Source organism: Streptomyces musisoli, assembly GCF_016741855.1.
Taxonomy (GTDB): domain Bacteria; phylum Actinomycetota; class Actinomycetes; order Streptomycetales; family Streptomycetaceae; genus Streptomyces; species Streptomyces musisoli.
This window is the reverse complement of record NZ_JAERRH010000006.1, coordinates 374,455-398,936: the sequence shown is the minus strand read 5'-3', so window position 1 is coordinate 398,936 and position 24,482 is coordinate 374,455. Positions and strand designations below refer to the sequence as shown.

The window sequence follows — 24,482 nt, the reverse complement described above, 5'->3', positions numbered from 1 at the left end:
GGAAAAGAGGGGATGACCAGCGCGGTCGCGGGCACTCGGTGGGCCGGATAGGCGATCTCGTCCGAGGAGAGTCATGGCTGAGCAGAAGTCGTCGTCGGCCCTCACGGCGCCCCTGCGCGGCGCGGCCTCGGTACTGCGCAGGGTGCCCGGCGCCGGAACGGTGAGCAGGGCCGCGGAGGAAACACTGGACAAGGTCGGCGCGGTCTCGCCCCGGGGCCGGCGCATGGCGGTGTACGCCGGAGCCGGGGTGCTCGGCGCGGCAGGGGTGGTGGAGTGGCCCGTGGCGCTCACCGGCGCGGCGGTCGCCTGGCTCACCCAGCCCCGGCCCGGCCGGCCGGCGGACGCGGGCGCCATCGAGCCCGCACACGATCTCGGCACCGCGGCCCTCAGGTCCGGCGCCGGGGGCCACGGGCACGGCCGGACGGCCGGGCCGGCGTCCGCCGGGCCCGGGACTCCCGCGGGCACCCGGGCCTCCGGACACCTCGCGGGGTCGAGCGCCAAGGGGTGGTCCGGTCACGCGCGGGCATCCGGTCCGCCCGAATCCGCCCACGGTGCGAGGGCATCGACGGCCAGAACGTCGTCCGGTCCCCTCGGCCCGACCGCGCGGCCCGACCGCACCACGCTCTGAGGAGGTCATGTTGCCCGGTTTGCTGACGGTGCCGTTCGCCGCCGCTCGTCTGCTGCCCGCGGCACCGCGGCTGCTCGCACGGGCGGCGGCACCGGCGGTCGGAATGGCCGCCGGTGCCGCCGCCGGTACGGCCCGCGCCGGCGTGCGCGGCGCGGACGCCGCAGCGCGGGTTGCCCGGGTGGCCCGCAACGCGCTGCCCGGGTCAGGTGAGCACTGGCGCTCGGGCGCCCGCGCCCACCTGGTGGTGCGCCCCATGGAGGGGGACCCGGCGCGCCGCGCGGGGGGCACGGGACAGCTCGCCCGCCGGGTGGCCGAGGCGCTGGAGGAGCATCCCGACGTGCTCCTCGCCTACTGGGACCAAGGACTCGCCCGGCTGGTGGTGACCGCGACCGGCGAGGAGGCCGCCGACCGGGTCCTGGACCACGCGGCCGACCTGGCCGAACGGCACGGCCTCGTCCTGGCCGGCGGGGACGTGGAGGAGACCACCCACCCGGCCGACCCGGCCGGGGTACGCGCCGCCGCGGCCACGCTCGCCGCCGACGGCGTCGGGATCGCCGCCGCCCTGACCGCGTACTCGCTGCGGCTGCCACCCTCACCCCGGATGGTGACCGCGGTCGTCACCCTGCTGCGGGAGAACCCGCGCTTCCGCGCCTGGCTGCGCTCCCGGCTCGGCGACACCCGGATGGATCTCGTGCTGGCCTGCGCGAACGCGGCCGCGCACGGCGCCGGCCAGAGCCCCAGCTCCCTGCTGCTCGACGGCGCTCTGCGGGCCTGCCAGGTCGCCGAGACGGTGGCCCGCTCGGCCGCCTTCGACTCGGTGCACGACCAGTTGTGCGGTCCGGACCGGGTCAGCCTTGCCGCGGCCGGCCCACCGCGCCCGCCGCTGCACGTCTCGCCGGCCCAGGAGTACGCGGCCCACGCCTCCGCCGGCAGTGTCCTGGGCGCGGCGGCCACCCTGCTGGTCAAGCACGACGGCGCCGAGGCGGCGGAAGCGGTGCTGGCCGGCTCCCCGAAGGCCGCCCGGTACGGTCCCGCCGCGTTCCACGCCGTGCTCAGCGCCGCGCTGGCCCGCACGGGCGTCCTGGTCCGCGCCCCGGAGCGGCTGCGCCAGCTGGAGATGACCGGCACGGTCGTCCTGCACCCCGCAGCGCTGCGCACCGCGGACGGCGAGGCAGACCCGTGGACCGAGCCGGTGCTCGACGCGGCCCGCCGCGCCGGGCTGCGGGTCGTCCTCGTCGACGACCCGGCCCTGGAGGACTTCACCGGCCTCGCCGACCAGGTCGTCGACGCCCGCCGGCCGCTGGACGACGTCGTGCACGAGGCACGCGGCGAGGAGGGCGCCGTGCTGGTGGTCGCCCGGGTGCGCGGGGACGACGACCACGCGGCGCAGGCCGCACTGCGCGCCGCCGACGTCGCGGTCGCCCTGACCGACCGGGACGGCGCCGTCGTCTGGGGCGCCGACATCCTGGCCCTGCACGGCCTGCCCGACGTGTGGCGGGTACTGACCGCCGTCCCGGCCGCCCGCGCGGTCGGACACCGGTCCCAGACGCTGGCCCGCTCCGGCGCCGCGCTGTCCGGACTGCTCGTCGCCGTCGGCGAGTCCGGCCGCGGGGGCGGCCGCCGGGCCGTGCTGCCCGGCCTCCGCCACGCGCCGGTCGACGCCGGCGCCGCGGCGGCGCTGCTGTCCGGGATCCGGGCGGCGGTCGGCGTGGCGGCGGCCCACACACCGCACCCGCGCCCCCGGGTCCACTGGCACGAGCTGGACCCGGACCAGACCCGGGAGCGCCTCGCACACGAACCGGCCGCCGACACGTTCGACACGCTGACCGCCAGGCTGCGCAGGGCGACCGAGGGCGTCACCCGGCACCCGGCCGCCGCACCCGCACGCTGGACCTACCGGCTCGGCCGGGCCGTCAGCGGCGAACTCCATGATCCGCTCACCCCGGTGCTGGCGGTCGGCTCGGCGGCGTCGGCGATCCTCGGCTCCATGGTGGACGCGCTGCTCGTCGTCGGCGCCCTCGACCTGAACGCGCTGGTCGGCGGCGTCCAGCGGCTGCGGGCCGAACGGGCGCTGTCCGGGCTGGTCGCGGAGCAGAAGCAGAAGGCGCGTCTGATCCCGTCCGAGGACGAGGCCCCGGCCGGCGGCACCCGCACCGTGGAGGCGGGCGGGCTCCGGCCGGGTCATGTGATCCACCTCAAGGGGGACGACGTGGTGCCCGCCGACGCCCGGCTGCTGTGGCAGGACGGCCTGGAGGTGGACGAGTCCGCGCTGACCGGCGAGTCGCTGCCGGTGGAGAAGCAGACGGACCCCACGCCGCACGCCGCGGTGGCCGACCGGCGCTGCATGGTCTTCGAGGGGACGACCGTGGTGGCGGGAGAGGGCCGGGCCGTCGTGGTCGACATCGGAGACCGCACCGAGGCCGCCCGCGCCGTGCACCTCGCCGCCCGCACGCCCCCGGCCGGCGGTGTGCAGGCCAGGCTCCAGGAACTCACCCGCAAGGCGCTGCCGTTGACCCTGGCGGGCGGCGCCTCGGTGACCGGCCTGGCGCTGCTGCGCGGCACACCGATCCGTGAGGCGGTCAGCGGCGGTGTGGCGGTGGCCGTGGCGGCCGTACCGGAAGGCCTGCCGCTGGTGGCGACCGTCGCCCAGCTGGCGGCTGCCCGGCGGCTGAGCCGGGGCGGTGTCCTGGTGCGCACCCCGCGCACGCTGGAGGCGCTGGGCCGCATGGACACCATCTGCTTCGACAAGACCGGCACGCTCACCGAGAACCGGCTGCGGCTGGTGCGCGCGACCGACGCCGACGGCACGCTCCACGGGGTGGACGACGCCGGCGCCGAGGAGACGATCCGGGCCGCCGCACGGGCCTGCCCGCGGCTGAACGGCGGCACGGAGCAGCCGGTGCACGCCACCGACGAGGCCGTGCTGACCGCCGCGGGCCAGGACCCGGACTGGAACCAGCTGGCGGGTCTGCCGTTCGAGGCCGCGCGCGGGTACGCGGCGGCCGTCGGCCGCGGCGGGGACGGCCCGGCCGTGCTCGTGGTCAAGGGCGCCCCGGAGACCGTGCTGCCCGCCTGCTCCGTGCTGCCGGAGCACGCCTCCGCCGCCGCGCAGGCGCTGGCCGCGGACGGCCTGCGGGTGCTGGCGGTGGCCGCGCGGCGGCTCGGCGAGGGCGAGCAGGAGTCCGAGGCCCTCGACCGGCCGCTGGAGGGCCTGGAGTACACGGGGCTGCTGGCCCTGTCCGACGTACCGCGCGAGACGTCCACGGCGCTGGTGAACGGGCTGAACGGGGCAGGCGTACGGCCGGTCATGCTCACCGGTGACCATCCGCAGACGGCGCGGTCCATCGCCGCCGACCTGGGCTGGCCCGCGGACACCGTGGTGGTCACCGGCGACGAGCTGGCCGCGGCGGACCGCGGGGCCCGGGCCCGGATGCTGCGCGACGCGGGTGTGGTGGCCCGGGTGGCACCGGAGCAGAAGCTCCAGGTCGTGGAGGCGCTGCGGGACGCGGGCCGGGTGGTCGGCATGGTCGGCGACGGCGCCAACGACGCCGCCGCCATCCGTGCCGCCGACATCGGCGTCGGCATCAACGCGCGGGGCTCGGCCGCCGCGCGCAACGCCGCCGACATCGTGCTGACCGCCGACGACCTGACGGTGCTGATCGACGCGGTCGGCGAGGGCCGCGCCCTGTGGCACAGCGTGGCCGACGCGATCGCCATCCTGATCGGCGGCAACGCGGGCGAGGTCGGGTTCGGCATCCTCGGGACGCTGCTGTCCGGCCGGGCGCCGCTGTCCACCCGGCAGATGCTCATGGTGAACCTGTTCACCGACCTGTTCCCGTCGATGGCGGTGGCGGTGACGGAGAAGGAGGGCGAGGCGGACCTCGCCAACGTGGAGGAGGCCGCCGGCGTGCTGGGGGAGCCCCTGCTGCGCAAGATCCGGCACCGGGCCGTCACCACCTGCCTCGGCGCGGTCGCGGCCTGGCTGATCGGCCGCTTCACCCCCGGCACCGCGCGCCGCTCCAGCACCATGGCGCTGTGCGGGGTGGTCGGCACCCAGCTCGTGCAGACCCTGCTGGACCGGCGCGACAGCCGTCTGGTGCAGATCACGTCCCTGGGCTCGGCCCTCGCCCTGGTCGCCGCGGTGCAGACGCCGGGCGTCAGCCGTCTGTTCGGATGCACCCCGCTCGGTCCGGTCGCCTGGGCCGGCGTCGTGGTCGCGATCGCGCTGGCCCTGGCGGGGCAGCGGACCCTGCCCCGGCTGGAACAGACCATCGGCCGCCTGCTGCCGACGTGACCGGATGACCGGGGTGGGTGACCGGGGCGAAGGATCAGACGGATCGGTGGTACTGCTCCGGGACCCGGACCTCCCCGCCCAGCTCCCGTGCGGCCTGCCGGGCCCAGGAGGGGTTGCGCAGCAACTCCCGGCCGAGCAGCACCACGTCGGCCTCGCCGTTCGCCAGGATCTTCTGCGCCTGCCCGGCCTCGGTGATCAGTCCGACGGCGCCGACCGGCAGCGGCGTCTCGGCCTTCACCCGGGCGGCGAACGGGACCTGGTAGCCCGGACCGGTCGGAATGCTGACGCCGGCCGCGTTCCCGCCGGTGGAGACGTCGAGCAGGTCGACGCCGTGGGCGTGCAGATCGCGGGCGAAGCGGACGGTGTCGTCCGGGGTCCAGCCGCCCTCCTGGAGCCATTCGGTCGCGGAGACGCGGAAGAACACCGGCTTTCCCTCGGGCCAGACCTCGCGTACGGCGTCCACGACCTCCAGGGCGAACCGGGTGCGGTTCTCGTACGAGCCGCCGTAGGCGTCCGTGCGGTGGTTGGAGTGCGGGGAGAGGAACTCGTTGATCAGGTAGCCGTGGGCGCCGTGGATCTCGACGACCTCGAAGCCCGCGGCGAGCGCCCGGCGTGCGGCGGCGGCGAACCGGCCGACGGTCTCGGTTATCTGATCGGTCGTCAACTCCGTGGGCACGGGGTGGCGTTCGTCGAACGCGACCGAGCTGGGGGCGAGCGGCTGCCAGCCGTGCGCATCCGGCCCGAGGGGCGCGCCGCCCTTCCACGGCTGGTCGGTCGACGCCTTGCGGCCGCCGTGGCCGAGCTGGATCCCCGGCACGGTGCCCTGGGCGGCGAGGAAGCGGGTGATCCGGCGGAAGGCCTCCACCTGGGTGTCGTTCCACAGGCCCAGGTCGTACGGGGAGATCCGGCCCTCGGGCGCGACCGCGGTGGCCTCCACGACGATCAGGCCGGTGCCGCCGGCGGCGCGCGCCGCGTAGTGCGCGAAGTGCCAGTCGTGCGGGGCACCGGCCAGCGGGCCCTCCGGTTCGGCCGAGTACTGGCACATGGGGGCCATCCACACCCGGTTCGGGATGGTCACTTCGCGCAGGGTGATGGGCTCGAAGAGCGCGCTCACGACGGACTCCATTCGTCACGGACCGCTGGTGGGTTCGTACGGTACTCCTCGTACTACGAGAGATGTCAAACTACGATGCCTCTCGTACAATGGTGCCACCGGAGGATTTCCGCGACGAAGGGCAGGCGCCGTGACCGAGACCGCCACCACCGGCCGTGCGCTGCCGCACCCGGAGCGGGAGCAGATCCGGCTGGAGTCCGTGCTGCACGCGCTCTCCGACCCGATGCGGCTACAGATCGTGCGCGAACTCGCCGCCAAGGAAGCGGAGTTGTCCTGTTCGCAGTTCGAGCTGCCGGTGACCAAGTCCACCACCACGCACCACTTCCGGGTGCTGCGGGAGAGCGGGGTCATCCGTCAGGTCTACCGGGGCACGGCCAAGATGAACGGCCTGCGGCGGGACGACCTGGAAGGTCTTTTCCCGGGGCTCCTCGACAGCCTCCTCGCCGCCGCGGACCGGCAGGCCGGCCGACTCGGCGACGAGGGCTGAAGCACCAGCGGCGCCCGGACCGCCTTCGGTGCCCGGGCCGCTCTCGGCGGCCGATCCCACTCGGCGGCCGATCCCACTCGGTGGCCGATCCCGCGCGGTGGCCGACCCCGCTCGGCGGCTGAAGGAACGGCTACGGCACCCGCGCCGCGCCGAGCAGTGTGTCCCAGTCGGACAGCTTGACCACGCCCCGGCCCAGCCGCGCCCCCAGTTCGGCCTCGGCCCGCTCGATCGCCAGCCAGCCGTTCCAGGGCACGGGTTCGACGCCGGTGGCCCGCAGGGCCGCGACCGGATCCGTGGGCACGTCCCCCCGGCCGAGTGCGGGAGCGTCCGCGAGCAGGGAGGTCACCGTCTCCTTGGCGCAGGGCCGGTTGGTGCCGATGACCCCGGTCGGGCCGCGCTTGATCCAGCCGGCGACGTACTCGCCGGGGGAGGGCGTGCCGTCGCGCAGGACGCGGCCCTCCTGGTGCGGGATCGTGCCGCTCACCGGGTCGAACGGCAGCCCGGGCAGGGGGACTCCGCGATAGCCCACCGAGCGCAGCACCAACTGCGCGGGCACGTCCTCGTAGCGGCCGGTGCCGGTCACACCGCCCCGGTCGTCCGGTTCCGTCCGCTCGAAGCGGACCGCGCCCACCCGGCCCGCGACCTCGAGCAGTTCCACCGGGCGCAGGAAGAACCGCAGCCGGATCCGGCGCGCGGCCGTAGCGGCCGGCTCCGCCGCCCAGCCGCGCAGCACCTCCACATTGCGGCGCTGCCCGGACGGCAGTGCACCGGGATCGGCCGTGTCGAGCGCCAACTCCGCCTTGTCCACGACCACTTCGCAGCCGGGCAGGCCACCCAGCTCACGCAGCTCCTTCGTGGTGAAACGGGCCTGCGCGGGGCCGCGCCGGCCCACCATGTGCACCTCGCTGAGACCGCTCGCCGCCAGCGTGTCCAGCGCGGCCTGCGGGATGTCGGTGGGACGCAGCTCCGCCGCCCCGCGGACCAGCATCCGGGAGACGTCCACCGCCACGTTGCCCACTCCGATGACCACCGCCGACCGCACCCCGCGCAGGAAGCCCGCGTCTGCCGCGTCCGGGTGCGCGCTGTACCAGGACACGAACTCGGTCGCCGACCAGCTGCCCGGCAGCTCCTCACCGGGGATCCCGAGCCGCCGGTCGGTGGCGGCGCCCACGCAGTACACGACCGCGTGGTACAGCTCCCGCAGCCGCTCCACGGGCAGTCCGCCGGGGCCGCCCACCCGGACCCCGCCGAGGAACCGCACCCGCTCGTGCTCCAGCACGGACCGCAGACTGCCCTGGAGGGACTTGATCTTCTCGTGGTCGGGGGCGACACCGTAGCGGACCAGCCCGTACGGGCACGGCAGCCGGTCCAGGACGTCCACGTGGACTCCGGGGTCACGCTGGACCAGGTTCTGGGCGGTGTAACACCCGCTCGGCCCCGAACCGACGACGGCGACACGCAGCACAGCGGTACTCCTTGCCCGAAGGAGGGGCGTGCGGACGCTTCCAGCATGGCACCGGCGGGGGCCGGTGGGCAGGGGCCGGTGGAGTGATCCGGATGCGCGGCTTTCCACAGCGGGTGTGATCATGCGGTTACGTTGCGTGTGTGCTTGAAGCGTCCTTTCTCAGTCTCTCCGAACGGAACGCGGAGGACGGCGCGGTCTCCGTGTGGCCCGCGTGGGAGGTGCGGGAGCACGGCGGCGCCACGGCGTGGTTCCATGTCCGGCTGGCCTTCCCCGACGGCGCCGGGGTCGACGCCCTGGCGGTCCTGAGCGGGGGACGACTCTCCATCGAGGACGTCAGGGCGCAGCCGGCCCTGTCCCTCGCCGACCTGACGGTGCTCGCCGACTGGATCGAGGGGCCGCTGTCCGAGGCGTGCGGTGTGGCGCCGGAGAAGAACCCCGCGGGCGGCACCGGCACCGGGACCGGCACCGAGGGCGAGGCGCGCGTCGAGCGCGGCGGCCACGCGGCGGACGCGGCGGGAGCGGAACCGGGCGCCGGCTGCCCGGCGATGTTCGCCGGGACCGAGGCGGGCGCCGGCTGTCCCGCGATGGCGGTCGGAGCCGACCCCGGCGCCGGCTGTCCCGCGGTGGCGGACGGGGTCGAGTGGGGCGCCGGTCGTGTGGCGGTGGCCGGCGGGGCTGAACCGGGTGGCGGCCGTCTCGCTCCGGCGGGCGTAACCGGACCGGTCCCCGGCCATGTGGCGGAGGCCGGCCGTGTGGCGGAGGCCGGCGGCGATGGGTCGGAGGCCGGCTGTGCGGGCTCGCGCCGCGCCCGGCGGGCCTGGCCGCGCGGCGTGGAGGGCCGCCGGCTCGTCGCGGAGCAGTACCGCGCGGCGCGGGACGAGGGCGCGGATCCGGTGCTCGCCGTGATGGACGCGACCGGGCACAGCCGCCGACGCTCCCTCCGGCTCATCGCCCAGGCGCGGGACGCGGGCCTGCTGGCGCCCCGTCACGCCCGGCGCTGACCGGACGGCCCGGCTGACCGAACGGCCCGGCTGATCGGACGGCCCGGCGGCCTCAGCGGGTGTTCGGCCGCTCCTCGGTGGCGAAGAACCGGGACAGGTCCTCGTCCTCGGTCTTCGTGTCCGGCTCGCTCTCCGGGGGCACCCCCATCTCCCAGTCGAGCCCGTACCGCTGGAACAGCTCGGCCCGCAGCACCGGTACCGGCATCGGCACGCCCGGCACCAGCGCCGCGAACACCGCGCCCATCAACAGGGCACGCAGCATCGGGTAGTCGGCCGAGACGTCCTGCGCGCCGTACCGGGCGACGGTGTCGCCCAGCAACTCCGCCAGCCGGCGCTGCTCCGGACACTGCACGAAGCCCTCGGCCTGGAGCAGGCCCGCCATGTGCTGGCGCATCAGCACGGTCCGGTCCCGGGCCAGGCCCAGGATCGCGTCGATGGCCCGGGCCAGCCGCTCCCGGCCGTCCTCGGTGCACGGCTCCCGCTCCAGAGCCTCTTCCAGGGTGCGGTGCATCAGCCGGTGTACGGCGGACTGCACCAACTGGCGTTTGCCGGGGAAGTAGTACGACACCAGTCCGCGCGCCGAACCGGCCCGGTCCGCGATGTCGCCCAGCGTCGTCGCCTCGAACCCGCGCTCGCCGACGAGTTCGACCGCGGCCTGGAGGAGCCGTTCCCGGGAACGCCGCCGCAATTCTTCATTGACCGAGGCGCTGCGCGGGGACATTCTGAAACTCCTGCGTTGACTGGCTGCCAGCCAACTATACTCAACGCAGCGGGTTCGCCCTGTGTTTGGGGCTTGCCCGATGCAGCCGTCCGTCTGAGGCGACGCGGGGGATCGTCTCAGACGGACGGCACGCCGACTACTTCCAGGGTCTGGATCCGGCGCTGCGCCGCCCCGGGCACCGTGCGCCCGTCCGGCGGACGGTCAGCGCATCAGCTCCAGTACCGGGAGCAGCGCGTCGGGGCGTTTGGCCACCGGCAGGTGGTCCACGAAGTGCACGCGGCAGCCGAGGGCCGTGGCGCCCCCGTCCGCCGGCCTGCTGTCGCCGACCATCAGCACCTGCCGCGGATCCGCGCCGAGCGCCTCGCAGGCGACCGAGAACAGCCGCGGGTCCGGCTTCTGCACCCCGTGCTCGTACGACAGCACGTACGTGTCCACGTACGGGTCGAGCCCGTGCTCGCGGAAGACCGGGCGCAGGTCCCAGCCGATGTTGCTGACCACGCCGACGCCGATCCCGCGTTCGCGCAGGGCGCGCAGCACCTCCGCGGCGTCGGGGTACGGGGTCCACGCGGCGGGTGACATGTGCCGTTCGTACAAGGCGTCGTGCAGCCCCGGATCCGGCAGCGGCACCCGCCGGGAAAGGGCCGTGTACGCGGCCCGGTGCAGTTCCGCGCTCTCGTCCCGGACCGCCCAGAGGTCCGTGAGGTCCGGCGGCAGTTCCACCGGCACCGCGCCGCCGGGAAGCGCACCCGCCTCCTCCAAAGCCTGCGCGGTGCTGATCAGTTCGGTTTCGGACAGGACCCGACCCGTCTCGGCCAGTACCGCGCGCAGCCAGGACTCGGTGGTCTCGACGCGGAACAGCGTCCCGGAGAAGTCGAACAACACGGCAGCCATGTGCGGGACTCTACCCGCGCCGGCGCACGGGGAGTTCCGGCCTGCGGTTGCGCGGCCACTCGTACACCATCACCGCCAGTGCCGTCAGCAGTGCTCCGAACAGCCATCCGCCGAGCACGTCGGAAGGCCAGTGCACACCGAGCCACACCCGGGTCACGCCCACCCCGGCGACGGAGACGAGCGCCGCCGCCACGGCCGTACGCCACAGGGCGCGGGCCGGGCCGCAGCGGTGCAGCAGCCACAGCAGCAGACCGCAGACCACGGTGGCGGTCATCGCGTGCCCGGACGGGAAGGCCGCGTAGTGCGCGGAGTCGACGGGGTCCGCCCAGACCGGGCGGGGACGGTCGACGGCGGCCTTCACCGCCTGCTGCACGATCGTGGCCAGCGCGCAGGTGACCGCCAGCCACAGCGCCGTCCACCAGGCCGCGAGGCGCCAGATCAGCCACACCGCGGCCGCCCCGCACACCAGGCGCATGGTCAGCGGGTCCCACACCCAGTCCGTCAGCACCCGGAAGATCCGGGTCACCTCGTGGTCGTGGACCGCCCAGCGGTGGGTGGTGCGGGAGATGTCGCCGTCCAGGGTGAGCAGTGGGTGCCAGCGCACCGCGACGAGGCAGAGCAGCAGGACCGAGCAGACTGTGAGGGCGGCGGCGACGCGGGCGGCCGTGCGGGGCGGCGCCGGCGGTCGGGAGGGCGGTGACGACGGGGGAGCGGCAGGGCGACGGTGCATGCCGCGATCCTTGTTGATCGGGAGGCCACGGCCAAGACCGGCATGACCGGGATCCCCCCCGTAGCCCGCCGCCTTGGGACCCGGCAGCCGGCCACCGGCTCCGGCACCGTGGGACCCGGCAGCCCGCCACCGGCTCCGGCACCGTGGGACCCGGCAGCCCGCCACCGGCTCCGGCACCGTGGGACCCGGCAGCCGGCCACCGGCTCTGGCTCCCCTGGAAGGGCTCACCTGACTCGGGATCGCCCACCCGCAGCCCGCCGCCGTGTGGCCGTCAGCCCACCACCGGCTCCGGCACCGTGGGACCGGCGCAGCCCACCACCGGCTCACCTTCCTCGGCTCACCCGCTCCGGCTCTCCTGTGAGGGCTCACCTGACCCGGGATCAGCGGCTGCGGGCTCGACCCGGGTTCACCTGCTCCGGCTGCTCCGCCCCGGCGTCAGCCCAGTGCCCGCAGTCCGGGCACCAGTGCCACCAGTACCGGGAGTGCCGGGACGAGCGCGGCCGTTGCCGTCAGGCGCAGGCGGTGCAGTGCCGGCAGGCGGTCCGGAGCGGTCAGCAGCCGGTGCACGCGCTGCGGCACGTGCGCCTGCGGCATCGGTCCGGGGCCGAACACGCCCCGTTCCTCGTTGAGTTCGACCAGGGCCAGGGCCGTCGTCAGCCGGCCGAAGCGCCGGGACGCCATGTCGTCGGCGGCCAGCTCGACCAGCCGGTGCATCTCGTCGCGGAACGCGGCGAACACCGGGACCTGCGGGAACCCGCCCGCCAGCGCTGCCGAACAGTGCAGCAGCCAGTCGTGCCGGGCCTGCGCGTGCCCCTGCTCGTGCGCGAGGAGCGCGTCCAGCTGCCGCCCCTTCAGCCGGCGCAGCGCGGCCGTGGTGACGACCAGCCGGGGTGCGGTGCCGGGCAGCCACCACGCGTCGGGACGGTCGCCCTCCAGCACCACCAGCCGTCCGCCCGTCGGCTCCTCGCCCGGCAACAGCGGTGCCCGCACGAGCAGTTCGGTCCGCCGTCCACGCCGCCGTGCCCGGGCCCGTACGACCTCGCGGACGAGCATCGCCAGGCTCCACAGGCCGCCGCAGGCGAGCAGCACGGCGGTGGGCGCCGCCCAGGGGCCGGCCGTGCCGAGGGCGTACGCGTCCACGACCGTGCGCGGCGCGCTGGCGAACACCGGCCCGCGCACGGCCTGCCAGGCCGCCGCCGCGCTGAGCGTCATCGACAGGGCACAGCACAGCAGGACGGCCGCCACCACGCACTGCCACACCCACAGGGCGACGACCGGCTCGCGGTCGGGCCAGTCGGCCCGGGCGAGCAGCCGCGGGGCGACGACGGCGGTCAGGGCGCCGAGCAGCAGCAGGGCCACGGGGACCATCATGGTCAGCACCCTATGAGCGCCGCACCGCCCAGCGGTACGGTCCACGGCGCCGAAGTGACGCACACAACGCGTGCGCCGCGGAGCCTGTCCCACCCCGTCGTCGGGGCCGGGCGCTCACATCGCCAGCAGCATGGCCACCATGCCGATCCCCATCGACAGCCGGCAGGCCCGCGCCACCTCCGGGCGGTCGCCCCAGCCGGCCGCCACCGGCCCGCCCGCCGAGGCGGCGGCGGGCACCAGGCGGGCGCCGGAGAGCAGCACATAGCCCACGAAGTACAGCAGGAGCACGCCGGTCAGCAGGGGCACGCCGGTGCCGCCGTGCGCATGGTGGTCGGCCTGCGGGGTGACGGCCATCGCCACCGCCATGTAGACCATCGCGGCGCTGCCCACCAGGTGGTGCAGGTGGTACGGGCCGCCGCGCGCGGTCCACAAGGCGCGCAGGGCCGCCGCGCCGAACACGGCCGCGTACACCGGCCACGCCCATCTCGGCGGTGTGAACACCGCCGCCGGCACGGCCATCGCCGCCATGCCGAAGCCCATCAGCGCCTCGCCGCCCGCGGCCCGGCGCTGCTCCTCGACGCCGCTGCGCATCCGCAGCAGGCAGTAGGCCCCGGTCGCCGCGCACAGCGCGACCAGCAGCCAGGCTGTCGACACCGGTCCGGGCACGCGGCACCTCCCCGCTCGACGGTCGTCGAGGGATGCGATGCCCAGGCGCGGCGGAGCGCACGCGAGCGCAAGGGGGTACGCGGGGAGCATACGGGGGAGCACGGACGGTGAGCGCGGGGGCGGCGCGGCACCGGAGTAACTGTTTTACCAGTAAAACACATGTTAAATTGATGGTATGAGCAGTGCGACCCCCCACCGTCTCCCCCTCGCCGCAGCCCTCCGCCTCGGACGCCCCTCCGACATCTGGTTCAAGCCCGCGCTGAGCGCGGTCGCCGCGATCGCCCCGCCCAACCTCACGCTGCTCGCGCTCGGCCGCCTCGATCTAGCCATGTACACGATGGCCGGATCGTTGTGCGCCCTCTACGGCCACAACCGGCCCTACGCCGCCCGGGCCCGCGCCCTGGCCTGGGTGGTGCTCGGTATGGTCGGCGGCCTCGCGCTCGCCCTGCTCGCCGCGGCGCTCACCACGAACGCCGTCGTCCTCGTCACCGTCGGCGCCGCCCTCGCGGCCGTGCAGAAGACGGTGAGCGACGCCACCCGCACCGGGCCGCCCGGCAACGTGGTCCTCACCTTCGTCAGCTCCGCCTCCCTCTTCGCGCCGCAGACCCTCGGACAGGTTCCGGAACACATCGGGCTGGCCCTGGCCGCGGGAGTCTGGGCCTGGCTGGTCGGCATGGCACCCGGGCTGCTCCGCCCCCACGGTCCCGAACGCCGCGCCACCGCCCAGGCGCTGAACGCCACCGCCGGATACGCGGACACGCGCGGCACCGGCGACGGTCACGCCCGGGCCCGCGCCGTGAGCGCCGCGGCGATCCACGCCGCCTGGCAGTCGCTGCTCGCATCCGGTGCCCGCCCCGACCCCACCCGGCGCGCCCTCGAACGACTCCTCGTCCGCGCCGAGGTCGCGCTCGCCGCGCCCGCCGACACCGACCCCGCGCGGCTGCGCGCGTGGGCCCGCGGGCTGCACGGCACCGGCCCGGTCCCGCGTGCCGGGCAGCCGCGCGAGTCCGCCGACGAACTCCTCGGCGTGGCCGCCGAACGCGGCCTGCCGCCCGGCTCGCCGTGGCACCGCCTCACCCCCTTCGCGCCGATCGCCGCCCGCACCGCGCTCGGCTGCGCCCTCGCCGGATACGCCGCCCTCGCCCTCGGCGTCGGCCGCCCCTACTGGGCGCTGGTGACCGCGGCCTCCCTCTACCAGGCCAACGTCACGCTCACCTGGAGCCGGGGCGTCCAGCGGGTCGTGGGCAACCTCCTCGGCGTCCTCGCCTTCGCCGTCCTGGCGCCGCTGGCCCACCTGCACCCCGCCGCCCTGGTGCTGTGCTGTGTCGCCCTCAACTTCGGCGCGGAGGCCCTCATCGGCCGCAACTACTGGCTGGGCAGCGTCTGCGTCACCCCGATGGCCCTGCTCATCACCGAGTTCGCCCGCACCCAGGACCCGGCCGAGCTGATCACCGACCGGGTCGCGGACACCCTCGTCGGCGCGCTGGCCGGCTTCGTCGCCGCCGTCGCCGTCACCAACCGGCGCGCGGGCGACCGCCTGGGCACGCGCTGACCGCGGCCGAGCGCGCCCGGGAGACCGCCGCCCGCCTGCTCGCCGAGCCGCACCCGGCGCCTCGCGCCCTGGAGTCCGCCGGCCGCGCTCTCGCCGCCGCCCTGGTCGATCTGCGGACCACGGCCGACGCCGCAGCCGGCGAGTGGTGGCAGCGCGCACTGCCGGCGGAGCGGGTCGTGCTCGCCGAGCAGGCCGGACACCGTACGCTCGCGGCGACGGTACGACGTCAGGGGCTCGTACCGCAGGACCGATCCCGGGACCAGGGCCCGGGCAGGACGACGGAGGACATGCGGCCATGACGGCGACGAACGGCGGGCCGACGCCCGCGGGAGACACGACCGGTGCCCGGCCCGGGGGCGACACCGGCCCCGGGCGGAGCGACACCGTCTCCGCCGTCGTCCGCCAGTGGCAGACCGTCCATCCTCAGCTGGACACCGGCCCCATGGAGATCATCGGCCGGATCAACCGCTGCGCCGCCCTGCTCCAGCAGGCCGAGGACGCGCCGCTGCGCCGGGCCGGCCTGAGCCGCGCCGAGTTCGACCTGCTCGGCGCGCTCCGCCGCACCGGCCACGAACTGACCCCGGGCGAGCTGGTCCGGGAGACCTTCTCCTCCGGGGCCGCCGTCACCAAGCGGCTCAAGCAGCTGGCCGAGCGCGGCCTCGTGGAGCGGCGCGGCGACACCCGCGACCGCCGCGTCGCCCACGTCCGTCTCACCGACGCCGGCCGTGAACTGGTCGACGGCATCCTCCCCGAGCAACTCGCCTACGAGACGGCCGTCCTGGCCGTCCTGGAGCCGGACGGACAGGGTGAACTCGCCGGTCTGCTCGCCGAGTTGCTGGGACGCTTGGAGGGCCTGGGGGGCGCGCCGCGCGCTTGAGGCCGCCCGGGGCCGCACTCCGCCGACCAGCGGCCGACGACCGTATCCGTGGCTTGCACATATGACTAAGGGTTGAATACCGCCGGACCGGCCTGCCATATTCATGACCGCCTGACAGCCCGTATCGGTCGGGTTCGTTCCACACCGTCCGGCACCGCTCCGGATCGCCCACCTGCCCACCTTGCTCGGCCACGTCCAGCACAGGGGGCGGGCCGGAGCGCAATGGACGGAGACCTGTGGCATGACCACGCACCAGACCACCGCACTCCTGGTCGGCCTCGCCGCCATGGTCGTCCTGGCGCGCCTGCTCGGCGCACTGGCCCGGCGCCTGGGCCAGCCGGCGGTGATCGGCGAAGTCCTGGCCGGCATCGCGCTCGGACCGACCCTCTTCCACGGGGCGATCTCCGACACCCTGTTACCCGCCGACATACGGCCCCTGCTCAGCGCGCTGGCCGCGGTCGGTGTCGCCGTCTTCATGTTCATCGTCGGACTGGAGTGGGACGCGGCCCTGATCCGGGGGAGCGGAGCGATCGCCCCCAGCGTCTCGTTGAGCTCCATCCTGCTGCCGTTCGGCCTCGGCGCCGCCCTCGGGCTCTACCTGATGGACGACTACGGCACCGACGACAAGACGGCGTTCCTGCTCTTCCTGGGCATCGCCATGTCGATCACCGCGTTCCCGGTGCTGGCCAGGATCCTCACCGACCGGAACATGGCCGGCACCCCGCTGGGCGTGGTCGCGTTGGCCTGCGCCGCCATCGACGACGTCCTCGCCTGGGCCCTGCTCGCCGCCGTCGTCGCGATCAGTGGTTCGGCAGGTCCCGACCAGTGGCGGATGCTGCTCGCCATCCCCTACCTGCTGGGCATGCTGTTCCTGGTGCGCCCCGCCCTGCGCCGCCTGGCGGACCGCCTGCCGTCGCCCCGGCTCACCCCGACCGTCTTCGCCGGCATCCTCGCCGGCCTGCTCCTGTCCGCCGCCGCCACCGAATGGCTGGGCCTGCACTACATCTTCGGCGCGTTCCTCTTCGGCGTCGTGCTGCCGCGCTCCGGCACCGAGCGGCTCCGTCGTGACGTGCACGAGCGCCTCGGTCAGATGAGCGGCACCCTGCTCCTGCCGGTGTTCTTCCTGGTCGCCGGTCTCAAGGTCGACCTGTCCGGACTCGACGCGAGCGGGCTCGGGGACCTCGGGCTCATCCTGCTGGTGGCCGTCGGCGGAAAGTTCGTCGGCGCGTTCGCCGCCGCCCGCGTCAACCGCATGCCGCTACGGCAGTCGGCCGCGCTGGCCACCTTGATGAACACGCGTGGCCTGACCGAACTCATCGTCCTCAACGTGGGTCTGCAACTGGGCTACCTCGATCAGGAGCTCTACTCGCTCATGGTCGTCATGGCCGTGGTGACCACCGCGATGGCGGGTCCGCTGCTGACCTGGCTGCTGGGCCGCCCCACCGGTCACGACGGCGCCACGGCCGAAGCCGCCGGGGACACCGACCACACCGAAGCACCCGAACGCGCGACCGGCCCCGCCGTATAGGCCCGCCCCGACCCGACCGCCCCCGACACGACGTGGGGCGGTCGGTCTAGATACCGGGCCGGTAGCGCAGCGGGTGGTCCGACGGGATCTCCACCAGGACGATCGGGGTGCCGTCCGGGTCGGCGATCCACATCTCGACCAGGCCCCACGGCTCCTTCAGCGCGGGCCGGACGATCTCGACGCCCCGGGCCCGAAGTTCCTCGCCCGCCGCCGTCACGTCCTCGACCTGGAGCCACAGCCGCACCGCCGGCGAGGGCGGGCCGTCGGACCGGCCGGAGACCTCCAGGAAACCGCCGCCGAGGAAGTACACCGTGCCGCGCTCGGGACCGGTACCGAACTCGCGGTAGACGGACAGCCCGAGCTGCTCGCCGTAGAACGTGCGGGAGCGCTCGGGATCGGAGGGCCGGAGCAGGGTCCGGCTGCTGAGTACATGCACCATGCGGGGGGAGCCTAGCGGCAGCGATACCCTCATCGGTGGCTCAGCACGCCCGAGATCGGAGACCACCGTCATGGACAACCCCGCCGCCGCCCTCGTCTTCCGCGATGCCACCGACGCCGACGTCGACGCCCTCGTCGAGCTGATCGAGTCCGCCTACCGCGGGGACAGCAGCCGGGCCGGGTGGACCACCGAGGCGGACATCCTGGAGGGGCAGCGGACCGACCCCGAAGGCGTACGCCAGGTGATCAAGGCGCCGGACAGCCGGCTGCTCACCGTCGAGCAGGGCGGCCGGATCGTCGCCTGCTGCCAGCTGGAACACCGCGGGGTCCACGCCTACTTCGGCATGTTCGCGGTGAGCCCCACCCTCCAGGGCGCGGGCCTGGGCAAGGTCGTCATAGCGGAGGCGGAGCGGGTCTCGCGCGAGACCTGGGGCGTCACGGAGATGCACATGACGGTGATCTCCGTGCGCGACGACCTGATCGCCTGGTACGAGCGGCGCGGCTACCGCCGTACGGGAAAGATGACCCCGTTCCCGTACGGCGACGAACGCTTCGGCATCCCGCAGCGCGACGACCTGCAGTTCGAGCTGCTGGTCAAGGAACTCGCGTGAGCGTGACGGCGTGACGGCGTGACGGCGTGACGGCGTGACAGCGTAGCTCCCACGGCATGGCGCGATCCCCGGACCATGCCGCGACGCCTGCATTGTGCGGCGGCGCCTGCACCGTGCCCCGGCGTGGGCGCCGACGCCGTGATGGGGTGGCGTGCCTGTGCCGTGGCGCCGCGTCGCCTACGCCGTGAAACGCCCGGTGCGTTTGATCTCCGGGAAGTCGGTCGTCGCCCCGTCCAGCTCCAGCGCACGCACCAGCCGCAGATGCTCCTGCGTGTTGACCACCCAGCCGATGATCCGCAGCCCGGACGCGCGCGCGTGCTCGACGACCTCCAGGGTCAGCCGGCGGATGTCGAGGCACACGGTCGCGGCACCCACGGCGACGGCGCGGTCCACGACATCGGTGCCGTACCGGCTCGCGATCAGCGCGGTGCGCACGCCCGGCACCTGGCGCGCGATCTCGGCGACCGCGGCGTCGTCGAACGAGGAGACCTCCACCCGCGCGGTCAGGTCCTGCGCGCGCATCACCTCCGCCAGCGCCCGCGCCGCGGCCACATCCTTGATCTCGGCCTGAAGCGGCGTGCGCACCGCCTCCAGGACCTCCTCGAACACCGGCACCCGCTCCCCGCGGCCCGCGTCCAGGGCGCGCAGCTCGGCGAGGGTCTTCTCGGCGATCGGTCCGGAGCCGTCGGTCGTACGGTCCACCTCTGCGTCGTGCATGACGACCAGGGCACCGTCCTTGCTCAGGTGCAGATCGAGTTCGATCAGGTCGAGGCCGGCCTGCTGCGCGGCGACGAAGGAACGGAGGGTGTTCTCGGGCTCGACGCCCATGACCCCGCGGTGACCGATGGTAAGGAAGTTCAAGGTTCAACTCGCTTCCGTCGACGGCGGCTCGGCGATGCGCGGACCGACGGAGGCGTCCCGGACGTCGTCGTCCACGCGGCAAGGTCGCAGCCTAATGGCCGGGCCGGGCGTTGAACCCGCAGCTGCGCGGGGCATTCGGGACTCGGGGCAGGCGCCAGTTGGCCGGTATCCGCCCTGGCCGTCACCCGCCCGTGGGCGAGTCCCCCGTGCCCTTGACCGACCGGACGGCGGCCGCCGCGGCGCCGCTCAGCGCCGACGGAAGTGAGCGCCGTCACGGTTTAGGGCAGGAAAAATGTCGGCGACCAGGGGGTCGCACAGAATAATTTCCCGCCCACGGTCTTGCTGAGAGAAACAGGGTATGCATACGGTGTCCATACGCGAGGTTCTCCTGTGAGGGATGGGACATGACGGAAATTCTTGTGCAGTCGGGTGCGGAGGGGCAGGCTTCTCCGCTGACCAGGGTGATTGAGCACCCGGCTTGGCCCGTGCTCAAGGATGCCGTGGAGCAGATCCGGCCATGGCAGTCGAAGGACGGATCGATCGACTTCGAGGCCGAGGGCGCCCCGCAGCGGGCCGACGCCGTGGCGGCCGTCGAGCGTGTCGCCGACGCCGTCGAGCAGCTCTCCCCGCTGGTCCCGCACGACGCGGCCTACCACGAGGCCCTCGTGAAGGACCTGCGCCGCTGGGCCGAGGGCGGCTTCGAGGTGCCGGACTTCCTGGACTCCCTGCTGGCCTTCCAGCCCGCCGCGAACCGTCAGGACGGCCTTCAGCACCTGGTCGTCTTCCCGATGTACACGCAGAACGGCAACCTGGACCGCAACCTCGAGGCGGTCGTGCTGCGCATGGTCTGGCCGGACTGGCTGTCCGAGCTGGAGCGCACCCGCTACGACAACCCGCTGTTCTGCGGCATCACCTTCGAGGACTTCACGCCGGGCTACGACACCCACTCGGCCGTGCTCTTCCCGGAGACCATCGCCGTCCGCGAGGCGCCGGAACGTTTCTCCTGGGGTGGCATCTTCTGCGACCGCGAGGCCGCGCGCTTCCGCCGCGTGACCGACGCCGCCGTCGGCATCCTCGGCCTGGAGCTGCCCGAGGACATCGCCGCGATGGTCCACGACCAGAAGCGCTGCGAAGAGGCCTTCGTGCTCTGGGACATGGTCCACGACCGCACCCACAGCCACGGCGACCTGCCGTTCGACCCGTTCATGATCAAGCAGCGCCAGCCGTTCTGGATGTACGGCCTGGAGGAGCTGCGCTGCGACCTCACCGCCTTCAAGGAGGCCGTGAAGCTCCAGGCGGACGGCGTCGCCCAGGCCCGTGACGTCCAGTACGCGGTGCTCTTCGACCGCATGTTCCGCTTCCCGGTCAGCGGCGACCGCAACCGCAACTACGACGGCGTCGGCGGCCAGCTGCTCTTCGCCTACCTGCACAAGCACGACGTCGTCCGCTGGACCGACAACAAGCTCTCCATCGACTGGGAGCGCGCCCCGCAGGTCACCAACCAGCTGTGCGCCGAGATCGAGAAGCTCTACAAGGACGGCATCGACCGCCCGAAGCTGGTGCACTGGTTCGCCGGCTACGAACTGGTCTCCACCTACCTCGCCCCGCACCCCGGCTCCAAGTGGGCCAAGGGCCCGGACGCCCTGGACCTCACGCAGCCGCCGCGCAAGCTCGTGGACGACGTGCTTCCGGACGAGTTTCCGCTGAGCATGTTCTATGAGGCGCTGTCCAAGAAGCTGAAGAATGTGATCGCCTCCACCAAGGGCATCACGGCGGACGGCGCCGAGCGGATCGCCGCGTGAGCGACCGCCTCGGGAACACTGCTCAAGAGGGGAAGAACATGGTGGGGAACGGGTCTCTCAGTGGTGCGGTGATCGCTGTGGCCGGCGCGGGCGGACCGGCCGGGCACGCGGCTATGGTCCGGCTCGCCGAGGCGGGCGCGGTCGTCGTCGGCGCGGACAACAATCCGGAGCGACTGGCGGAGGCGGTCGACGCGGCCCGTTACGCCCGCGGCGGCGCCACGGTCACCGGCGAGACCGTCGACCTGCTCGACCTCCAGTCCACCCGCGACTGGGCCGCGCGCATCGAGAAGGACCACGGCCGCGTGGACGGTCTGGTCCACCTCGTCGGCGGCTGGCGCGGCAGTGCCAACTTCGCCGAGACCGACCTGGCCGACTGGGATCTGCTGGAGAAGCTGCTGGTCCGCACGGTTCAGCACACCTCCCTCGCCTTCTTCGACGTCCTGCAGCGCAGCGACCGCGGCCGGTACATCCTGACCAGCGCCGCCGGTGCGCAGAAGCCGACGGCCGGCAACGCGGCGTACTCCGCGGCCAAGGCGGCCGCGGAGGCGTGGACGCTCGCCATGGCCGACGGCTTCCGCAAGGCGGGGGGCGAGGAGGGGCCGCGCTCGGCGGCTGCGATCCTGGTGGTGAAGGCGCTGGTGCACGACGCCATGCGCGCCGAACGCCCCAACGCGAAGTTCGCGGGCTTCACGGACGTCAAGGACCTGGCCGAGGCCATCGAAGGCGTCTGGAGCAAGTCCGCCGCCGAAGTGAACGGAAACCGTCTGTGGCTGACCGAGAAGCCGTGAACCCTCCCAAGACCGACGCGCGTCGCCACCACGACCCGCAGGTCCGCGGTTTCGCCAGTGACAACTACGCCGGCGCCCACCCGGAGATCCTGGCCGCCATCGCCCTCGCGAACGGCGGCCACCAGGTGGCGTACGGCGAGGACGACTACACCGAGAACCTCCAGCGGATCGTCCGCAGCCACTTCGGGGCCACGGCGGAGGCCTTCCCGGTCTTCAACGGCACCGGCGCGAACGTGGTCGCGCTCCAGGCGGTCACCGACCGCTGGGGCGCGGTGATCTGCGCCGAGAGCGCGCACATCAACGTCGACGAGGGCGGCGCGCCCGAGCGCATGGGCGGCCTGAAGCTGCTCACCGTGCCCACGCCCGACGGCAAGCTCACGCCCGAGCTGATCGACCGGCAGGCCTGGGGCTGGGAGGACGAGCACCGCGCGATGCCGCAGGTCGTGTCGATCACCCAGAGCACCGAGCTGGGCACCCTCTACACGCCGGAGGAGATCCGCGCGATCTGCGAGCACGCCCACGCGCACGGCATGAAGGTGCACCTGGACGGCTCCCGGATAGCCAACGCCGCCGCCTCCCTGAACGTGCCCATGCGGACGTTCACCAACGCGGTCGGCGTCGACATCCTCTCCTTGGGCGGGACGAAGAACGGCGCGCTGTTCGGCGAGGCGGTCGTCGTCCTCAACCAGGACGCGGTGCGGCAGATGAAGCACCTGCGGAAGATGTCGATGCAGCTGGCCTCCAAGATGCGCTTCGTCTCCGTGCAGCTGGAGGCCCTGCTCGCCAAGGACCTGTGGCTGCGCAACGCCCGCCACGCCAACGAGATGGCCCAGCGGCTCGCCGAGGGCGTCCGCGCTGTGCACGGCGTGGAGATCCTCTACCCGGTCCAGGCCAACGGCGTCTTCGCCAAGCTCCCGCACGACGTGAGCGAGCGGCTGCAGAAGCGGTTCCGCTTCTACTTCTGGGACGAGGGTGCCGGGGTGGTGCGCTGGATGTGCTCCTTCGACACCACGGAGGACGACGTCGACGCCTTCGTGGCGGCCCTCAAGGAGGAGATGGCGCGCTGACCCCCGAGTATGCATAGATATGCGGTCACCTGAAAAGTCATTGACTGTCAGGTGATCGCATTCCTATGCTCTGCGGGCATGGAGCTGATCCAGAACACAGCCGACCTGTCCGCCTACTTGGCTGCCGACGAGGCCGTCGACCACCATCATCCGGTGGTCCGGGCGGTCGCCGCCCGCCTGGCCGCGGGGGCCACTGACTCGTATGAGTATGCGCGGGCCGCCTATGAATTCGTCCGCGACGCCATCCCGCACTCCTGGGACTCCGGTGACCCGCGCGTCACCTGGCGCGCCTCCGACGTGCTGGCACTGGGTACCGGCATCTGCCACGCCAAGTCCCATGCCCTGGCCGCCCTGCTCCGGGCCGAGGACATCCCGACCGCCCTGTGCTACCAGCGCCTGACCGGCGACGCGGGCGGCCACATGCTCCACGGCCTGGTCGCGGTCCGCTTCAACGGCGCCTGGCACCGGCAGGACGCCCGCGGCAACAAGGCGGGCGTCGACGCCCGCTTCTCCCTGGACGGTGAACGGCTGGCCTGGATCCCCGATCCCGCGTCCGACGAGCTGGACTACCCGGTCCTGTACGCCGCACCGCACCCGGCCGTCCTGGACGTCCTGCGAGCCGCCCCCGACCGGTCATACCTGTGGAAGACGCTCCCCGGCGCCCTCTGAGCCGGAACGGACGGCTCCCGAACGGAGGGCGGCCGGGGTCACCCGCAGAAGGACCCTGAGCGAACCCCCGGCCCGTGCCGCTCGACGCCGCGCCGCGGACACCCTGTGCCGCACCGCACGTCGTCGGCCTCGCGTCGCGGGCTCAGTGCGCCTCCGCCGCGCGCAGCTGGTCCGCAGTCGGGGCCGTGCCGCCCAGGTGGGCCGGCAGCCACCAGGAGTCCTCCGGGCCCCGGGGGCGGCCGGGGTAGGCGCGCTGGGCGGCGTCCAGGAGTTCCTGGACGCGTTCGCGCAGCCGACGCGTGATGGCGCCGGCGTACTGGTCGCGGGGTGCCTCCACCGCCTCGCCGACGCGGATGGTGACGGGCAGGTGGCTTCGCTTGAAGTTGCGGGGCTGGCCCTTCGTCCACAGCCGCTGCGTGCCCCACACCGCCATCGGGATCAGCGGGACGCCCGCCTCCTGGGCCAGCCGGGCCGCGCCGGACTTGAAGCTCTTCAGCGCGAACGACTGCGAGATCGTCGCCTCCGGGAACACCCCGATGACCTCGCCGGAGCGCAGCGAGTCCAGCGCGTGCGCGTACGCCGCCTCGCCCTGCGCGCGGTCCACCGGGATGTGCTTCATCCCGCGCATCAGCGGCCCGGAGATCCTGTGCCGGAAGACGGACTCCTTCGCCATGAACCGCACCAGGCGCTTCTGCGGCAGGGCGGCCAGGCCGTTGAAGATGAAGTCCAGATAGCTGATGTGGTTGCTCACCAGCACGGCGCCGCCCGAGCGCGGGATGTTCTCCGACCCCTGACAGTCGATCTTCAGGTCCCAGACCTTGAACATCGTCTTGGCGAATCCGATGACGGGACGGTAGACCAGCTCTGCCATGGGCGGGGTGGACCCTTTCTGCTCTGCTCGGGAAAGGGGATCCCGGCGGG

At 73.8% G+C, this 24,482-nt stretch carries 21 protein-coding genes and 2 pseudogenes; 13 read left to right on the top strand and 10 right to left on the bottom strand.

Going from position 1 to position 24,482, the window contains the following annotated elements; genetic code table 11:
• Window positions 1–73 precede the first annotated feature (73 nt).
• Both JK361_RS19385 and JK361_RS19380 read left to right on the top strand, forming a co-directional pair.
• Window positions 74–628: a hypothetical protein gene (locus tag JK361_RS19385; protein WP_201819734.1), complete on the top strand. Its 555-nt coding sequence runs from the start codon at window positions 74–76 to the stop codon at window positions 626–628.
• Between the two features lie 7 nt (window positions 629–635).
• Window positions 636–4,922 (top strand): cation-translocating P-type ATPase, encoded by a 4,287-nt coding sequence (locus JK361_RS19380; RefSeq protein WP_201819732.1) that lies wholly within the window; start codon window positions 636–638, stop codon window positions 4,920–4,922.
• A 34-nt stretch (window positions 4,923–4,956) separates the two neighbouring features.
• Here JK361_RS19380 and JK361_RS19375 read toward each other — a convergent pair whose 3' ends face one another.
• A complete protein-coding gene (locus JK361_RS19375) occupies window positions 4,957–6,036 on the bottom strand; it encodes an NADH:flavin oxidoreductase/NADH oxidase (protein WP_201819730.1) in 1,080 nt (359 codons plus the stop codon).
• 130 nt (window positions 6,037–6,166) lie between these two features.
• Here JK361_RS19375 and JK361_RS19370 point away from each other — a divergent pair, with 130 nt between their 5' ends.
• On the top strand, window positions 6,167–6,523 hold the full coding sequence (locus JK361_RS19370) for an ArsR/SmtB family transcription factor (RefSeq protein WP_201819729.1): 357 nt from the start codon (window positions 6,167–6,169) through the stop codon (window positions 6,521–6,523).
• A gap of 130 nt (window positions 6,524–6,653) precedes the next feature.
• On the opposite strand, the gene JK361_RS19365 is transcribed toward JK361_RS19370, so the two are convergent.
• Window positions 6,654–7,988 (bottom strand): FAD-dependent oxidoreductase, encoded by a 1,335-nt coding sequence (locus JK361_RS19365; RefSeq protein WP_201819727.1) that lies wholly within the window; start codon window positions 7,986–7,988, stop codon window positions 6,654–6,656.
• Window positions 7,989–8,128: 140 nt separating this feature from the next.
• Between JK361_RS19365 and JK361_RS42655 the strand changes: the two are divergent.
• Together JK361_RS42655 and JK361_RS42650 are read left to right on the top strand one after the other, a co-directional pair.
• Window positions 8,129–8,515, top strand: a pseudogene (locus JK361_RS42655) (DUF6214 family protein); the annotation flags it as partial.
• Window positions 8,516–8,533: 18 nt separating this feature from the next.
• Window positions 8,534–8,989, top strand: coding sequence for a DUF6214 family protein (locus tag JK361_RS42650; RefSeq protein WP_372448722.1), 456 nt, complete (start codon window positions 8,534–8,536; stop codon window positions 8,987–8,989).
• Between the two features lie 52 nt (window positions 8,990–9,041).
• Here the strand turns inward: JK361_RS42650 and JK361_RS19355 are convergent, their stop codons facing one another.
• The 5 genes from JK361_RS19355 to JK361_RS19335 form a co-directional block, all read right to left on the bottom strand.
• Complete coding sequence (locus JK361_RS19355) at window positions 9,042–9,710, bottom strand: TetR/AcrR family transcriptional regulator (protein WP_201819722.1); 669 nt, start codon at window positions 9,708–9,710, stop codon at window positions 9,042–9,044.
• Window positions 9,711–9,911: 201 nt separating this feature from the next.
• A complete protein-coding gene (locus tag JK361_RS19350; protein ID WP_201819719.1) occupies window positions 9,912–10,601 on the bottom strand; it encodes an HAD family hydrolase in 690 nt (229 codons plus the stop codon).
• A gap of 10 nt (window positions 10,602–10,611) precedes the next feature.
• Window positions 10,612–11,331: a phosphatase PAP2 family protein gene (locus tag JK361_RS19345; RefSeq protein ID WP_201819716.1), complete on the bottom strand. Its 720-nt coding sequence runs from the start codon at window positions 11,329–11,331 to the stop codon at window positions 10,612–10,614.
• Window positions 11,332–11,766: 435 nt separating this feature from the next.
• Entirely contained in the window at window positions 11,767–12,702 is a 936-nt protein-coding gene (locus tag JK361_RS19340) for a M56 family metallopeptidase (protein ID WP_201819713.1), read from the bottom strand.
• A gap of 114 nt (window positions 12,703–12,816) precedes the next feature.
• A complete protein-coding gene (locus JK361_RS19335) occupies window positions 12,817–13,368 on the bottom strand; it encodes a DUF5134 domain-containing protein (RefSeq protein ID WP_201819709.1) in 552 nt (183 codons plus the stop codon).
• Between the two features lie 175 nt (window positions 13,369–13,543).
• On the opposite strand from JK361_RS19335, the pseudogene JK361_RS19330 reads away from it, so the two are divergent.
• The 3 genes and pseudogenes from JK361_RS19330 to JK361_RS19320 all read left to right on the top strand — a co-directional run bounded on the left by JK361_RS19330 (window position 13,544) and on the right by JK361_RS19320 (window position 17,325).
• Window positions 13,544–15,219: pseudogene (locus tag JK361_RS19330) on the top strand (FUSC family protein).
• Window positions 15,216–15,797 carry a MarR family winged helix-turn-helix transcriptional regulator gene (locus tag JK361_RS19325; RefSeq protein WP_201819706.1) on the top strand — a complete coding sequence of 194 codons (582 nt, stop codon included), beginning with the start codon at window positions 15,216–15,218 and terminating at the stop codon, window positions 15,795–15,797. Before JK361_RS19330 ends, JK361_RS19325 begins: the two are co-directional and overlap by 4 nt.
• Window positions 15,798–16,038: 241 nt before the next feature.
• Window positions 16,039–17,325: a cation:proton antiporter gene (locus JK361_RS19320; RefSeq protein WP_201819703.1), complete on the top strand. Its 1,287-nt coding sequence runs from the start codon at window positions 16,039–16,041 to the stop codon at window positions 17,323–17,325.
• A gap of 46 nt (window positions 17,326–17,371) precedes the next feature.
• Here JK361_RS19320 and JK361_RS19315 read toward each other — a convergent pair whose 3' ends face one another.
• A complete protein-coding gene (locus JK361_RS19315) occupies window positions 17,372–17,764 on the bottom strand; it encodes a VOC family protein (RefSeq protein WP_201819689.1) in 393 nt (130 codons plus the stop codon).
• Between the two features lie 70 nt (window positions 17,765–17,834).
• On the opposite strand from JK361_RS19315, the gene JK361_RS19310 reads away from it, so the two are divergent.
• Window positions 17,835–18,374 (top strand): GNAT family N-acetyltransferase, encoded by a 540-nt coding sequence (locus JK361_RS19310; protein ID WP_201819686.1) that lies wholly within the window; start codon window positions 17,835–17,837, stop codon window positions 18,372–18,374.
• Between the two features lie 177 nt (window positions 18,375–18,551).
• On the opposite strand, the gene JK361_RS19305 is transcribed toward JK361_RS19310, so the two are convergent.
• Entirely contained in the window at window positions 18,552–19,235 is a 684-nt protein-coding gene (locus JK361_RS19305; RefSeq protein ID WP_201819683.1) for a glycerophosphodiester phosphodiesterase, read from the bottom strand.
• A 404-nt stretch (window positions 19,236–19,639) separates the two neighbouring features.
• Between JK361_RS19305 and JK361_RS19300 the strand changes: the two genes are divergently transcribed.
• The 4 genes from JK361_RS19300 (at window position 19,640) to JK361_RS19285 (ending at window position 23,561) form a co-directional block, all read left to right on the top strand.
• Window positions 19,640–21,037: a DUF6421 family protein gene (locus JK361_RS19300; RefSeq protein ID WP_201819680.1), complete on the top strand. Its 1,398-nt coding sequence runs from the start codon at window positions 19,640–19,642 to the stop codon at window positions 21,035–21,037.
• A gap of 38 nt (window positions 21,038–21,075) precedes the next feature.
• Window positions 21,076–21,825, top strand: coding sequence for an SDR family NAD(P)-dependent oxidoreductase (locus JK361_RS19295; RefSeq protein ID WP_201819677.1), 750 nt, complete (start codon window positions 21,076–21,078; stop codon window positions 21,823–21,825).
• Complete coding sequence (locus tag JK361_RS19290; protein WP_201819674.1) at window positions 21,822–22,892, top strand: threonine aldolase family protein; 1,071 nt, start codon at window positions 21,822–21,824, stop codon at window positions 22,890–22,892. The genes JK361_RS19295 and JK361_RS19290 overlap by 4 nt, the downstream gene beginning before the upstream one ends.
• A gap of 78 nt (window positions 22,893–22,970) precedes the next feature.
• Window positions 22,971–23,561 (top strand): transglutaminase-like domain-containing protein, encoded by a 591-nt coding sequence (locus JK361_RS19285; protein ID WP_201819671.1) that lies wholly within the window; start codon window positions 22,971–22,973, stop codon window positions 23,559–23,561.
• A 142-nt stretch (window positions 23,562–23,703) separates the two neighbouring features.
• Here JK361_RS19285 and JK361_RS19280 read toward each other — a convergent pair whose 3' ends face one another.
• Window positions 23,704–24,432 carry a lysophospholipid acyltransferase family protein gene (locus JK361_RS19280; RefSeq protein WP_201819668.1) on the bottom strand — a complete coding sequence of 243 codons (729 nt, stop codon included), beginning with the start codon at window positions 24,430–24,432 and terminating at the stop codon, window positions 23,704–23,706.
• Between the last annotated feature and the right edge of the window lie 50 nt (window positions 24,433–24,482).